Genomic DNA, 14,217 nt, shown 5'->3' on the forward strand with positions numbered 1-14,217 from the left:
GCTGGCGCTGAGACTGATCGATCGCGACTCGCTTGACTGACTACGGTCGTGGCATGCGCGACCTGGCCGCGCCCTTCCGGCATCGTTTCCCGTCGATCAGTTGGATCAGAACCGCGATATGACCGGCCTTGACGATGTAGAGGATGTATTCGCGTGCCCAATACATGACCGCGCCGAAGATGCCGAACCCTACAAAACCTCCCCACATCGTGGTGCTGGCCCGGACTCCCTCATCACCAAATCCGCCGATGCCATACCCCACCCCGGCGCCGGCGCCGGTGACAAGGATGTATCCGAGCGTAATCCGAAATAGACGGCCATGCGCAGGAGAATGAAGGGGGATGTGCGCACCATCATTCCCAATGCGCCGCCAAGGCTGAAATCCCACATATCAATTTTTTCCTTTTTTAAATCTCAGTTGGTTTCGGGACAGGATGCGCGTTGCCCGTTCGCCCAAGGCCATGACGGATCACCAGTTGTATATGTCGTTTAATCTCTTGGTCCGATAATCAGACGCGCCGCATCCCGTCGGAAGGCCGAAGCCGAAATTGCTTGGACCGAAAGCGGAGTTGGGAAACTGAGGCATTATTTACTCCGATTACAAGATTACTTCGCCAATCTCGGACTTTGGGCCGGAAGATCGCATAACGAGACCAACGACGCCCCGTTCGTTCAGAGGGGCATTGTTGCAGAATTCAGCATTAAGCGAGGTTCCCCCATTCCCCGCTGAGTTCAGGCAACGCGCTCGATCTCGGCGGTGCCGAGCGCGTTGAAGCGGTTGATGAGGGCAATGCGGATGTGGATTTCGGCAGTCTGGCGGTCGGGGTTCCTTGATGCGATGCGCTCACCGAAGGACTTGAGACATCGCATTTCCGCCTCGGTCCTGCTTCGGGCGTGATAGCCTGACTACCGTTTCCAGATCGCTCGGCCCAACCGTTTGGTTGCTCGCAAGATGTCATTGCGGGCTTTTGCTGCCGGGTTGCCTGCTTTCCACAGATGGCCATTTTTCCGGATCGGTATGATGGCCGTGCCGCCGCGATCGAGGATCGCGCTATGACATCGGCGCGTATCATAGGCACCATCCGCGGTCACGGTGCCAATCTGCTCTTCGGGCGGCACCTGGCTGAGCAGATCGGGAAGAACCGGGCTGTCGCCGTCTCGGCTCGAGGTGAATTCCACCGCGCGGATGTCACCTGTGGCGGTGTCCATCGCCATATGAACCTTGCGATACTGGCGTCTTCGCTGCGTTCCATGTTTGCGCGCCAGCCACTCGCCATCCCCCCAGAAACTTGATCCCGGTGCTGTCGACCAGCAGGTTCAGCGGGCCTGCTGTGCGACGGCTCGATATCTGTACGGTGATGAATTTCTGGCACCGGCTCAGGGTGGAGAAGTCGGGAACCGGCCAGTCCAGGCCAGCCATCTTCAGAATGCTGTCCACCATCCCGGTTGTTTGTCTCAGTGGCAGGCCGAACATAACTTTCACCAACAGGCAGAACTGGATCGCCGCATCCGAGAATATGGGAGGACGGCCGTTACGACCGACCTTGGGAGCGAGCCAAACCATGTCCTTGTCCAACCAGATCATCAGCGACCCACGCCGTTTCAGCGCATCGTTATAGGACTTCCAATTCGTTGTGCGGCAGCGGGTGGGGGCTGGCTTGCTCATGCCAGCCTCTTAACCATACGGATTCGCACAGTGAATCCCCCATGACGCCGAGTTCCGCAACAATGCCCCTTCTCTCACTTAAAAAGTCGACGTTTGGCTGGTCATGTCATTGTCCGATGGTAAATCCGCGTTCTCCGGAGGAACCGGCGCGGCTTCATCTGGAATCTGCGGCAGAGCAGTGTTCCTGCTTGCGTCGAAGGCCTTCGGCATGGCGGATGGGATCTGATCTTCGGTTGTCCGCTCGGAAAGAGCCATCGAGAGATAGGGTCGCGGCTCTGGAAAGTATCCGCGTGACCGTCGCTCCTTCTCTTCGCTGACCTCGACCATAAGGCGGAGCATCTTGTCCGCAAGGACCGCATAATCTTCTTCGGTCTCATCAATTCCAATGCCCAGCCGGACGGCGGTATCCCTGATAGGCGTGACGGCCGGGCTCCGGTCGCAAAGAAAGATGGCGTCGCGCAATGCGGCCCGGGCGGCGGCTTCGATTGCAAGGGACGCTTCGCACTGCTTCACGGGTCCTCGGTCCGGTGAGCGCGCGTATCCACCTGCGCCGCCCGGTGTTCCCCAAAAGAGAAAGGGCCTAGAGGCAGCGACCTCTAAGCCCTTGAAATCTTTGGCTCCGGCGGTAGGGGGCGCAATGCCAACATCAAACCGCTGAATTTAAACGATTATTCGGTCCGAATATCTCCATCGACTCCGGATGTGTAAGAGTTTGTGACATGAAATGAGTAAGTCATCAATAGCCGAAACCCTGTCCTAAACACTCTTTGGAAGGCAAGTGGATGGAAGCGCAGGACCTGCTGGATTCTGATAGCGTCATCAGGCAGAAGGGATGACAAATCGTAATGTTGCGGAGGCCACCCATTGCAGAACCTTCTTGATGACCTGACGGAGCTTCTCCAAACCGAACAGGCCTTCATCTCGGACGGGGCGATCCTCAAGAATGCGGTGATCGAGGCGGCGCTGAACATGGACCCGCGTTTGCTGGAACTGCTGATGCAGTCCGACCCAATCAAGGAGCACTTCTTCACCGAGGTCGCGGGCGTTCAGGTCTTCGACAAGGTGAAGTTTCAGGACTTCGTGTCCAACAAAGCATTCCTGCCCGACAGCTACACCGCCTTCAAGAACCGCATCGGTCTGACTGATGGGCGCGGCGATTACCTGAGCCAGTCGCGCGACGTGGTGCTGGCGTGGCCCTACAAGGATTGCGTGCTGGAAGGCGGCATGACGAAAGAGGACAAAGGCCGCAACGAGGTGTTCTGGAACACAACGCTGGCCCCGGACGACATCACGCGGCTGTTCGAACCCAAGGTGCTGACCGGCTGGGAACGCTGGGATGCGGAGGCCGTGGCAGAGGGCAAGGCCAAGCCCGTGGGCGAGGTGTCACAGGACGACAACCTGCTGATCAAGGGCAACAACCTGCTGGCGCTTCATTCGCTGAAAGTGCGCTATGCAGGCAAGGTGAAACTGATCTATATCGACCCGCCCTATAATACCGGCAATGACGGGTTCCGGTATAACGACCGCTTCAACCATTCGGCGTGGCTGACCTTTTTCAAAGGGCGGCTTGAGGTTGCGAAGTCGCTACTGACAAGGGATGGTGCAATCTTTGTCACCTTGGATGACACCGAAGTGCATTATGCCAAGGTTATGATGGATGAAGTGTTTGGGCGTGAAAAGTTTGTAGCGCACATTGCTTGGCAAAAGCGAACATCACCGGATGACCGCGTTATCTTGGGCAACTCTCACGACAACGTGCTTGTATTCGCGCGAGAGCAAGGAACAACAAAGCGGTCAAACGGCACCTTTAAGACCATCTTTGAAGAAAGTGCCAACCGCTTGCCAATGACGGACAAGCAACGGGCCGAATACAAGAACCCCGACAATGACCCCAGAGGGCCTTGGGTCCACCGGGACTTTACCGCTCAAAATCAGAAGAAGAACGGCAAGTGGGGCCGGGAAAACCAGATGTATTGGATCACCGCACCATCGGGTGATCGGTTTTTCCCGCCAGAAGGCTATTGCTGGAAAGTCACGGAAGATGAATACCGCATGCTTGAGAAAGAAAAGCGTATGTGGTTCGGCAAAGAGGGGAACAATCAACCAAGGCGAAAGAAGTATCTTGCAGACGAGAACGGCATTCAGTCATCGACCTGGTGGGCACACCAAGACGCTGGAACAAACGAGCAAGCAAAGAAGGAGTTGAATGCAATCATCGGGACAGACGAATCGTCAGACTTCACGCCAAAGCCCGAACGGTTATTGCAACGCATTGTCCATATCGCCACCAATCCCGGCGACATCGTTTTGGACTTCTATTCCGGCTCAGGAACGACTGCGGCGGTAGCGCACAAGATGGGCCGTCGCTGGATAGCCGTAGAGCAAATGGACTACATTCTTGAGCTACCCGCGTCGCGCCTCAAGAAAGTCATCGAAGGTGAACAGGGCGGCATTTCCAAAGCAGTTGAGTGGCAAGGCGGCGGATCGTTTGTCTATGCGGAACTCGCGGCGTCCAATGCGGCCTTTGTCGAGCGCATCGAAGCGGCCCCGGACATGGCCACGCTGCTAACCATTCATGCCGACATTCAGGCCAACGGCTATCTGCGCTATGACGTGGACCTGAGCGGCTTTGACACTGACGACTTCGCCGCGCTTCCGCTCGAAGACGCCAAGCGCGTGTTGATGGACTGTCTTGATGCCAACCACCTCTATGCCAATCTCGGCTCCCTTGGCGATGCGGATTTCGACATCCCGGACGAAGACGCCCGCGCGACCCGCTCTTTCTATGGGCTGGACACATGAGCCAGACGCTTACAGAACAGATTGATGCGGTGGCCAAGTTCGGGATGCTCAAGGCAGACATTCCCGACGACATCACCGGCAACCTTGCGCCCCAGATCGAGCTACGCCCCTATCAGCGCACGGCGCTGGAACGCTGGCTGTTCTACATCGACAAATACGAGGGGCGGCCCAAGGCCCCGCACCTGCTGTTCCACATGGCCACGGGCAGCGGCAAGACGGTGCTGATGGCGGCGCTGATCCTTGACCTCTACCGGCGCGGTTATCGCAACTTCCTGTTCTTCGTGAACTCCGCCCAGATCATCGAGAAGACTAAGGAAAACTTCCTCAACCCCGCATCAGCCAAGCACCTGTTCGCGCCCAGTGTGCGGATTGACGACAAGCCCGTGGACATCCGCGCGGTGGATACCTTCGACGCGGTGAACACGGACGCGATCAACATCCACTTCACGACCATTCAGGGGCTGCACACCCGGATGCAGGCCCCGAAAGAGAACGCCGTCACCATCGAGGATTTCCGCGATTACAAGGTGGTGATGATCTCAGACGAAGCGCACCACCTGAACGCCGAGACCAAGAGCAAGGACAAGCTGACGAAGGACGAAGCGAAGGACAAGGCCAGTTGGGAAGGCACGGTATCCGAGATTTTCCGCCAGCACCCCGAGAACATGCTGTTGGAGTTTACCGCGACCGTGGACCTTGGGCATGAGGCGATCCGGGCGAAGTATGCCGACAAGATACTGTACGACTATTCGCTGCGGCAGTTTCGGGAAGACGGTTATTCCAAGGACATCGAGCTGCGGCAGGCCGATTTGCCACCCGAGGCCCGGATGATGCAGGCAATGGTCCTGAGCCAGTACCGCCGCAAGGTGGCCGAAGCGCATGGGCTGCATTGCAAGCCGGTGATCCTGATGAAGTCCAAAACGATCAAAGAAAGCGCCGACAACGAAGCGGCCTTCACGGCGATGGTCGCGGGGCTGACTGGTGAGGGCTCTGGACGCGCTCAGGGCGGCTTCTGAGGGCGATGAGACCCTTTCGCAGGCCTTCGCCTTCATCATAGACGAACGGGGCATGACCGGCGCGGATTTCGCCCGTGAGCTACAGGGCGATTTTGCCCCCGAGAAGGTGGTGAACGTCAACATTCCCAAGGATTTGGAAAACAGACAGATAGAACTCAACGCCTTGGAGGACCGCGACAATGAGATACGGGTGATCTTTGCCGTCGATAAGCTAAACGAGGGCTGGGACGTACTGAACCTGTTCGACATCGTGCGCCTCTATGACACCCGCGACGGCAAGGCCAACAAGGTGGGTAAGACCACGATGGCCGAGGCGCAGTTGATCGGACGAGGGGCGCGGTACTTCCCCTTTATGGCCCCGGACCAGCCCGACGTGGCACCGGAAAAGCGTAAGTATGATAGCGCGGTAGACACGCCCCTGCGCATCTTGGAGGAACTGCATTACCACTGTTCTCACAACCCCAAGTACATCCAAGACATCCGCAACGCCCTACGCGAAACCGGGATGCTTGACGATACCGCCCGGACTGTGCGCTTGCGGCTTAAGGACAGCTTCAAGCAGACGGATTTTTATGAGCGAGATCATGTCTGGGTAAATGACCGGGTGCGCAATCCGCGCGACGGTGTAGCAGGGTTGGGCGCTTACAAGATCGAAGGGGCTTTTTCCTATCCCAATCTGATGACAGGCCGTGTGACGGAAGCCTCAGCCTTTGGCGGTGGACAGTTGACGTTGAAACCGTCAAGTAAGGAACCCGTGTCCCGCGACTTCAAGCTGGGCGATTTCGGCAGGGCCATTCTGGGCTTCGCGATGGACGCCAACGACTTCTTCCACTTCGCTAATCTGCGGACCTTTTTTCCGCAACTCGCCAGCGCCTCTCAGTTTGTCACCACTGACACCTATCTCGGCGGCGTGAGGGTGAGCGTGCGCGGCTTGCCCGATGACCTGGACAACCTGACCGCGCGGCAAAAACTGGACATCACGCAAAACGTCCTGCACCAGATCGAAAGCGGCGTGAAACGGGAGAGTGTTGAGTATATCGGCACCAAGGACTTCAAGCCCTATCCCATCAAAGACCGCTTCACCGACAAGGTGCTGAAACTGCGGATCGAAGGTGAGACCGGGCTAAGCTGGACAGAAAGCAACGTGCCGGGGCTGGATCAGATCGACCTGAGCGGCAAGAATTGGCACGCCTATGACGACAGTTACGGCACCGATCAGGAAAAGCATTTCATCAAATACATGCACGATCAGGAAGCCCGACTTCGCAGCGTCTATGACGACTTTTACCTGCTGCGGAACGAAAAGGCCGTGAAACTATATGACTTCGACACCGGACGTGCCTTTGAACCAGACTTCGTTCTATTTCTGAGAAAGAAGGACGCGAAGGCCCGCACGATCCTCCAGTTGTTCATCGAACCAAAGGGAAACCACCTGCGCCCGCAAGACGACTGGAAGCAAGAGTTTCTCGAGCAACTAAAAGCCAATGCGAGGGTTGAGACCGTTTTCCAAGGCCGAGACTACTCTATTCTTGGATTGCCATTCTTCAACGAAGTGGGACAAGCCAACGCAGATTTCAAAGCTGCGTTTGAAGATGACGCAATCCAGTGACTGATGCGCGCAGGTCCGCCAACGCACCACTAAGCCAAAGTTCTACTCACCAAACGGCTCGACAATCTCAATAATTCTCAAACTTCTTTCCAAAGTTTTTTGAAAACGAAGAGAGGCTCCATGTCCCGTTAGTCAAACAGTTAGACTAACGGGACATTGAGCTATGACTGAAGAAATTATCAACACCGATCCGGATATAGAGGCCGCATTTCATGCCGGCCAGTTGACTAAGATCGAAATCACCGCAGCCAGCATGACGCTGTCTGACGGCGTTTTCACTTTGAACGCCAAAGACATCCTACCGCCGAAAATCAAAAACCCTGCGGACGAGGCCCAGCCAAAAACTAACAAGGAACGCCAGCGCGCCTATACGCAGCGCAAGAAAGACGCAGGCTTCAAAAAAGATTGGATACACGAAAGCGTCGCGATTTTGGCGGACGAGGTTGGCGGACAGGAGTGCATCGTCGCCGAGATCGAACGCCTACGCACACGCGCTGAGATGGCCGAGGAGCGTGCCGCTGCTGAGCGGCTTCGAGCCGAAGCGGCGGAAGCTGACGTGAAACGGTTGAAGGCGCTACGGTGGTGGCAGTTCTGGCTGTAATGGGCATGCGCCTTGGGCTTATTCGCCCAGGGCGCCCGGAGGACGCCTACGGCGTTGAGAGGGCGTACCTGTGGTGGGATCATCATCCAACTTCCCGCGTTTCTTTAACCGGATGCCACGTCTTACGGCGGCTTCTATTAGCGCGGCTTCGATATCGGTGAGTAGATCATAGAACTCGACTGACGACATACCCCGGCCCTGAAGTGTTTCAAGTTCATTTGGGCCAAATGTGCGACCATTGACAACAACAGGCAAGTCCCATGGCTCTTGATTGAAGAAAGGTCGCAGTTGTAACGAGTAGTAGGCAAGGCAATCTCGCATCTTAACAAAATGTAAAAGATGCTCGGGCACATCCAGCTTGCTATAGTCGCGTTCCTCTAACTTTCTCATTCTAATTTGTGTTGGTGTCATCTCACATCCTGACTTTCAAAGGCTTGGTCCAAAATTTTGTTAAGAGATCGAGAAACTCCGAGACCACTTGAAATGATCGCATTTCGTACAGTTTTCGCGCTCCTCCTCAAATTTGCTTCACGCTCCTCCATTGTTGCTAAGCGCTGCGCTGCAAATTTTTCGAATGCCAACCTCTCTTCCGTAAAATGCTTTCGTTCGGCACTCAATGCAGCATTTTTTAGCTCTAAACTTTTAGCCTCATGCGAATTTTCTTCTGCACAACGTTTATTTCTCGTTCGGGCAATTTTATCGGCTTTGGAGAAATTTTGCGCCAATTCACGGAACCGCTGACGATCCTTCAGAAGTCCGTATTCCTCGGGCTCCAATCGATCCATCACGGTAAATTTCTTCCGCTGTGGTGGCATAACGCGATCCAAACCCATTTCGTCCCGAAGATACTCAAAAAAGGCGCTCTGCAATGCCGATCCTTGAGCCCTTGTATCATCGCGTGGAATCGGCTTTCCGGTTCGAGGGTCAAGAATTGGCTTGCCTGTCTTTTTGTCGGTCTTGTGATACATTGCACGCGCATGCTCCTTAGAAAATTTGGACACGCTGGCCTTCTTGACAATTCGCCCATCTTTGTAGCGATAATCGTATTTCGGCAGTAGGAAGGCGTCGACGGTGTGGCGACCCTTTTCGTCACGGTCGAGGCGAGCGGCGAATACTGCGTCGCCACCGTGAAATTTATTAAGAAAACGGACTGTATGATGTAGCATTTTCAACTGCTGGTCTGGGTCCGTACCATCTATCAAGCCAGTCGGAAACTGAACTAACGCGTGAATGCACGCTGTTCTGCCAGACTGTTTGACCCCATCCATATGACGGGCGCGCGCCGCTGCCAGATCAATACTGCCGTAGATAAGTGGCCCATCGTCTCTGACGCGGCGGCGTTGGCTGCTTTCGTCTTCACGTTTTCCGTGTTTCTCGGCCCGGGCGAGATCGGAGAACTTCAAAGCCTGCTGTCGAACCGCACCTACCATGCCGAGGTTGTCATTATTTACATTTCCCATGATACGAAGGTAGTGACGCAATTACCCAAAATGAAATTTCGGATAACCCGCTAACCCTTTTTATCAAGATAAAAAGGCGGGCCCTTCGGGCGAGCCTCCTCAAGGTCGGCCGAGGCGACGTCCTTCTCAGGAGCTACAGTCCAGAAGAGAGATGTAGCGGCACGTTTTGTAAAGCGATGCTTCGGCCATTGTGTGGTCTCGTGGCGCATCCTGATCACGATGTCCGTGTAACCCGGAAGAGCGCCGCTTTGTACCAGCAGCACTGCGAATGTAATGCCTGTCACATTCGCCCAAGTTTGAAGCGAGGGAGACAGTTGACGCTTTACTCTGCTTGGCACCAATTCGGGTGCAGCCATATCAGTAGAGCATTCAAAGCCGCGGTTGGGGGCAACCAATCTAAACTCTGGGACACGCTTCTTGCGGTGCAGCGCAATCTGACTCAGCAACGCACCATCGTACTTTCGGCGACACATTGATATTTCACTTATGTCAATGAGTGCGTAGACGTCCATGTCTGCCATAACATCGAAAAAATTCTTCGAGAATTGCCAAGTCAGATAGCGACCATTTCTGGAAATCGCCAGATGATCAAACAGATCTGACGTGCACGCCAGTTCATTCACCGGATTGCGCAAGAATCGACTTGACCGGGTTCTGCCTGGAAATCCAATCTCCCTGAGTTGCTTGACCAACACGAAGTGATCCTTTGGATTGACGTGATAAGGATGTATTGTCGGCCAAGCCTCATCTGTCTGCTCTTGAAGATAGATGAGCGCGAACAGGAGTTTTGCAGCAGATGGGGAAAACCGTGCCATCTTTATGAACTCTGCCGCGTATGCTGAAATCCGAAACTTCTGGTTGCCAATATTCAATTTACTGATCCTTTCTATATAAAAGAAAGGTGGATCCGAATACATTTCGGACCAACGAGATGGAAAAATTTTTCTGCTTGCTTGTTTCTACATCCTGCGGGTTAGTAAAAACAAACTGCCAAGTTGATCTCTGAGTATACAATAAAGTTCGCAAAGCTGCGTAAATTACAATTCATGGCGCATAGTATGCTGGTTGTAATCACTTATAATGTGCGGAACCTTTGAAAATAAGAAATCCAGAAATCTGGAAAAGGCATATGCCTGATGTGTATTAGGAGGGTTCTTATTTTTGAGGCGATAGATGGAGAGATGGTTGATGGTGGCCAAATTTTTTACAGACATCTGAGTTGTCCTAAGGGAATTTCCCTTTCACGAGGAATGTAATTCCTACACGATGCGCAAACGTTTCCGAGTGGATTCAATATCCGCTGCCTTTGCCGCCGTTACTGAGGAAAATGGACTTTTGATCATTGATACATCAATGTTCACGCGCTCGACAATCTCCTGAAGATAGGTAAGATCGTGACCGTCGCCACCATAGTGCTTCAGGTTCACCGTCTCCATTTCGTGACCCATCAGGATGTGGCGTAGTTCGCCATCGGTACGGGCCCTTATGTGTTCAACATTGAATTGGGTGCGGAAGCTATGAAAATCGATTCGTTCGCTATAGACCCCATGAGCCTTACGGTAGCGCGTGAAGTCTTTGGTAAAGTTCTCAGACAGCGTATTTCTATTTTTTCCGCGTGTTTGATGCGGAAAAAGACGATCCTCACCTTCGCGTTGTCGCATGGCCACGAAGTCGAGAAATCCAAGAGCGATCAGGTTCGAGTGAATCGGAATTTGACGTGTTGCCGCCTCTGATTTTAAGTGCTGCCATTTGGCGCCTACCTTGATGTCAAAGAAGTCAATGCCGTTCTCGCAGGCAATGTCCGCCACTCGAAGCTGTAGAACCTCTTCCTCGCGCATCCCGTGATGAACTGCGATGAGGGGAGACCAGAACATGGGATCTCCGATATCCTCCATCCGTCCTTGGAACACGGGTGTCCGAAATAATTTCGGCAGATCATCGCCCCAGATTTTCCGGCTATTGTCCTCTTGAAGAATTTCAAGTCGTTTAAGCTGAGCCTTCGGCCAGATCACACCTTTCATGTGGTTTTCGGTCAGATGACCATGGGCAATGAGATATCTAAGCACACGCTGCGTGTCCTGCATATGTCGATATACGGTGTTGACCCGCAGACGGGGAATGATTTCTTGATGCTCTGCTGCCTCGATATTTCCGTGACTTGCACCGGACTTTTTCAGGTCCGCGTGGACACGGGCCTTGTTCCTCTGCTCAATGAGGTCGGTTGCTTCGACAATTTCGCGGATCGAGCGCGTCTCGGATGAAGATTTTCCGTGGTTTGCCGGTACTTTCTGGATGAGCGAGAACGCTGATGTGAAATCCGCCCGTTGCAAGTCTGAAACCGGTTTGTCTCCGATCACGTCGATTATGAGCTTTGCGGTGGATTGCAGGTTCGCGAACGAGTTGCGCCTGTAAGAGTCGCCTTTCGATAGGACGGCAACTTCATCGACCTCTTTGCCCGGCTTGCCCTCCAAACGGGTCTTTCCGTATCGGTCAAAGGCCTCAGACAGCGTAATGGCTGCCTGTTGTTCAGACGCCCGAGTTTCGGGCTGACATGGGATCGGTGCTGCGGTCTGAGCAGCAGGAGGGGTCAGAGCCATTGCGGTGGCAGGCGCAGTGATGGTCGATGAGGGTGTTGCCGGAGTGACGGGAATCGTGGATTGGAAATGACATCCGACGGGAGCGGTCGGTTCCGCAGCCGTCATTGCGGCCTGAAAGAACCGGCTGGGCTGAGAGTATATGCCTTGTTCGCGCTGCGCACGTTCCCGGCTAAGATCAAGAAGCACACGGGTTGCTTCATATGCCAAGATCATCCAATCATTGGTTTTCTCCGCGATTCTTACGCCAAGACGATCGGCAGCAGTGCGAATGGGCTCGCGTGCGGCTTCACGGTTGCCCAGATAAAGGGCTTCACGCAGTGTCTCCTGCAAGGCTTGCTCTCGCTGAAAAGCCATTTGTGCTTCGACGCGGGTGCGTTCAGGTGCAATGGAGCGCGCATAATCCGACGCTGCGATTTCAAATCGCACCATCTCGGACAGCACCCGCTCCATCAGACCAGTTTCCATATCTGCAACGCCCTTCGCATAGTCGAAGGCGAGGTTGCTGAGCCACGTCAAGCGACGGGCTACCACCTCGGCCTCGCGAAAGACGTCGGTCCGCAACGAAAAAACCAAAACCGGGTTTGAGACGTTTCTTGAAAAAATTTCCGGTACACGCCGCCGCCAGTAAAAGGACGATGGTCTGCGCTCCAGGTGCTGACATGTTTTTCGGCTTCTCATTGCTCCGACTCCCGCAGGCGGTCTGTGTAATCGGATGTGACAGAGAATGTGACCAGAACGACAAAAGCGCCCCGAGATGGAGCGCCTTATCGTTTATTTCCAAACACTTACTTTGTGTTTGGCTCCGGCGGTAGGGATCGAACCTACGACCAATTGATTAACAGTCAACTTTTATGCTGTCACGGGGCGTAACAGATCAAAACTTCCGTATCTTCTAATAACCTTGAAATTAAGGCATTTTCCACTTATGTTACATCTTGTTCGTAACATCGGGGAACAAGGACTATAGCGTTTTATGTTCCCCATAGTGTTCCCCAGAAGGCCAATTGATATGAAGTTGACAGACGCGACCGTTAGAAGTTTGAAGCCAACCGACAAGCGCCAAGAGATACCCGACGACCTGCTGCCCGGCATGTATCTGGTGGTGCAGCCCACCGGGAAGAAAAGCTGGCAGGTCCGCTACAGGGCCGGTGGCACGCATCGGCGTATGACGCTGGGCAGGTATCCAGACAAGCCACTTGCTGACGCGCGTAAGCGTGCCCGCGAGGTAATGCAGGAGGCTCAGTCGGGCGCTGATCCAGCGGCAGAGGTAAGAGCGGCAAAGACGGAGGCCCCGACGAACACAGTGGCCGACGCGCTCGACGACTACGAAAAGCGAAAACTCAAGCATCTCAAGTCTGGTGATCTGGTGAAGCGGGAATTGGATCGCTTTGTTCGGAAGGCGTGGGGTGATCGCCAGATAACCAGTCTGGAACGGCGCGACGTGCAAGACCTGATTGACGACATATCGGACAGCGGGCGCGGTCCTACTGCCAACCGTGTTCTCGCCTACACCAAAGCATTTCTAAACTGGTGCTGCGACCGTGGCGTGCTGGACGTTAACCCTGCCGACAAGGTTAAGAAGGCGGTAAAGGAAAAGGCCCGCGATAGGCGTTTCTGGGATTACGAAATCCGTTGGTTCTGGATGGCGTGCGAGCAGGAAGGCTACCCGTGGGGGCCGCTTGGACAGTTGCTCCTGTTGACGGGACAGCGGTTGAACGAGATCGCGCAACTGACCGAAAGTGAAGTGAACGGTGAGAGCATCGAATTGGCGAGCGGGCGGACAAAGAACGGCAGGCCGCACGCGGTGCCGTTGTCGGAGATGGCTTTCGACATTGTCGAGGCACTTCCGAAGGTCAAGAACCCGCATGGCTACCTGTTCACCACGAACGCGCGAACTCCTGTGCAGGGCTTCCACAAAGCACACCAGCGGCTTGCCGACAGGATGCTGGAGATTGCCGAGGAAGAACGGGGCGAGCCTGTAGAAATCCCGCACTGGACCTTCCACGACCTGCGGCGGTCCTGTGCTACTGGGCTGGCTGCGTTCGCACGAATCGAGGTGGTCGAAAAAGCCTTGAACCATGTGTCCGGGAAACTTGGTGGTGTCGCTGGCACCTACAATTACCGCGAATATACCATAGAAATGCGAGATGCTCTTGAGGCGTGGGCAGGCGAAATCCGCTCATATCTGGGGAACACAGACAACGAGAGCGACCTTGTTTCTAAGAAAAACGTCGCTTGATGCGGATGCCCAATTTGCGCGGCGACAAATCAGACCTTACCATTCCTTCACGTTGTAAACACTGAAAGGAATGAAATGAATCTAATCCCTGCAAAAGAAGTAATGGCCCGCTGCGGTGGGGTAAGCCAGATGACCCTTTGGCGTTGGCTAAATGATCCTGAAACGAAATTTCCGCAGCCGCGCTACATTAAAACTCGCCGCTACTGGAAAGAGGACGATCTAGCCGC

At 54.4% G+C, this 14,217-nt stretch carries 11 protein-coding genes, 1 tRNA gene and 1 pseudogene; 5 read left to right on the forward strand and 8 right to left on the reverse strand.

Annotated features, from left to right (window positions below):
* Nucleotides 1-40: 40 nt before the first annotated feature.
* From FPZ52_RS19130 to FPZ52_RS06455, 3 genes and pseudogenes are all read right to left on the reverse strand, one after another.
* The gene (locus FPZ52_RS19130; protein WP_240804300.1) at nucleotides 41-388 is read right to left on the reverse strand and encodes a hypothetical protein; all 348 of its coding nucleotides are present in this window, start codon (nucleotides 386-388) and stop codon (nucleotides 41-43) included.
* A gap of 344 nt (nucleotides 389-732) precedes the next feature.
* Nucleotides 733-1,666 (reverse strand): annotated as a pseudogene (locus FPZ52_RS06450) (IS5 family transposase).
* Between the two features lie 78 nt (nucleotides 1,667-1,744).
* Nucleotides 1,745-2,179 (reverse strand): hypothetical protein, encoded by a 435-nt coding sequence (locus FPZ52_RS06455; protein ID WP_146364683.1) that lies wholly within the window; start codon nucleotides 2,177-2,179, stop codon nucleotides 1,745-1,747.
* Nucleotides 2,180-2,530: 351 nt separating this feature from the next.
* Here FPZ52_RS06455 and FPZ52_RS06460 point away from each other — a divergent pair, with 351 nt between their 5' ends.
* From FPZ52_RS06460 to FPZ52_RS06475, 4 genes are all read left to right on the forward strand, one after another.
* Entirely contained in the window at nucleotides 2,531-4,468 is a 1,938-nt protein-coding gene (locus FPZ52_RS06460; RefSeq protein ID WP_146364684.1) for a DNA methyltransferase, read from the forward strand.
* Complete coding sequence (locus FPZ52_RS06465) at nucleotides 4,465-5,484, forward strand: DEAD/DEAH box helicase family protein (RefSeq protein ID WP_146364685.1); 1,020 nt, start codon at nucleotides 4,465-4,467, stop codon at nucleotides 5,482-5,484. The genes FPZ52_RS06460 and FPZ52_RS06465 overlap by 4 nt, the downstream gene beginning before the upstream one ends.
* Nucleotides 5,450-7,093 (forward strand): hypothetical protein, encoded by a 1,644-nt coding sequence (locus FPZ52_RS06470; RefSeq protein ID WP_146364686.1) that lies wholly within the window; start codon nucleotides 5,450-5,452, stop codon nucleotides 7,091-7,093. Before FPZ52_RS06465 ends, FPZ52_RS06470 begins: the two co-directional genes overlap by 35 nt.
* A 163-nt stretch (nucleotides 7,094-7,256) precedes the next feature.
* A complete protein-coding gene (locus tag FPZ52_RS06475; protein ID WP_146364687.1) occupies nucleotides 7,257-7,694 on the forward strand; it encodes a hypothetical protein in 438 nt (145 codons plus the stop codon).
* Nucleotides 7,695-7,712: 18 nt separating this feature from the next.
* Here the strand turns inward: FPZ52_RS06475 and FPZ52_RS06480 are convergent, their stop codons facing one another.
* From FPZ52_RS06480 to FPZ52_RS06500, 5 genes are all read right to left on the reverse strand, one after another.
* The gene (locus FPZ52_RS06480; protein ID WP_146364688.1) at nucleotides 7,713-8,105 is read right to left on the reverse strand and encodes a hypothetical protein; all 393 of its coding nucleotides are present in this window, start codon (nucleotides 8,103-8,105) and stop codon (nucleotides 7,713-7,715) included.
* Nucleotides 8,102-9,175 carry a hypothetical protein gene (locus FPZ52_RS06485; RefSeq protein ID WP_146364689.1) on the reverse strand — a complete coding sequence of 358 codons (1,074 nt, stop codon included), beginning with the start codon at nucleotides 9,173-9,175 and terminating at the stop codon, nucleotides 8,102-8,104. Before FPZ52_RS06485 ends, FPZ52_RS06480 begins: the two co-directional genes overlap by 4 nt.
* 29 nt (nucleotides 9,176-9,204) lie before the next feature.
* Nucleotides 9,205-10,026: a hypothetical protein gene (locus tag FPZ52_RS06490; RefSeq protein WP_146364690.1), complete on the reverse strand. Its 822-nt coding sequence runs from the start codon at nucleotides 10,024-10,026 to the stop codon at nucleotides 9,205-9,207.
* 387 nt (nucleotides 10,027-10,413) lie between these two features.
* Nucleotides 10,414-12,429: a site-specific integrase gene (locus FPZ52_RS06495; RefSeq protein ID WP_146364691.1), complete on the reverse strand. Its 2,016-nt coding sequence runs from the start codon at nucleotides 12,427-12,429 to the stop codon at nucleotides 10,414-10,416.
* A gap of 119 nt (nucleotides 12,430-12,548) precedes the next feature.
* Nucleotides 12,549-12,615, reverse strand: a tRNA-Ser gene (locus FPZ52_RS06500).
* Nucleotides 12,616-12,760: 145 nt separating this feature from the next.
* Between FPZ52_RS06500 and FPZ52_RS06505 the strand changes: the two genes are divergently transcribed.
* Nucleotides 12,761-13,990: a tyrosine-type recombinase/integrase gene (locus tag FPZ52_RS06505; protein ID WP_168201274.1), complete on the forward strand. Its 1,230-nt coding sequence runs from the start codon at nucleotides 12,761-12,763 to the stop codon at nucleotides 13,988-13,990.
* Nucleotides 13,991-14,217 lie beyond the last annotated feature (227 nt).

This window comes from Qingshengfaniella alkalisoli (assembly GCF_007855645.1).
Taxonomy (GTDB): domain Bacteria; phylum Pseudomonadota; class Alphaproteobacteria; order Rhodobacterales; family Rhodobacteraceae; genus Qingshengfaniella; species Qingshengfaniella alkalisoli.

Coding starts and splice junctions, on each gene's coding strand:
- FPZ52_RS06475 (WP_146364687.1), top strand. CDS start 7,257: ATGACTGAAGAAATTATCAACACCGATCCGGATATAGAGGCCGCATTT.
- FPZ52_RS06480 (WP_146364688.1), bottom strand. CDS start 8,105: ATGACACCAACACAAATTAGAATGAGAAAGTTAGAGGAACGCGACTAT.
- FPZ52_RS06465 (WP_146364685.1), top strand. CDS start 4,465: ATGAGCCAGACGCTTACAGAACAGATTGATGCGGTGGCCAAGTTCGGG.
- FPZ52_RS06495 (WP_146364691.1), bottom strand. CDS start 12,429: ATGAGAAGCCGAAAAACATGTCAGCACCTGGAGCGCAGACCATCGTCC.
- FPZ52_RS06505 (WP_168201274.1), top strand. CDS start 12,761: ATGAAGTTGACAGACGCGACCGTTAGAAGTTTGAAGCCAACCGACAAG.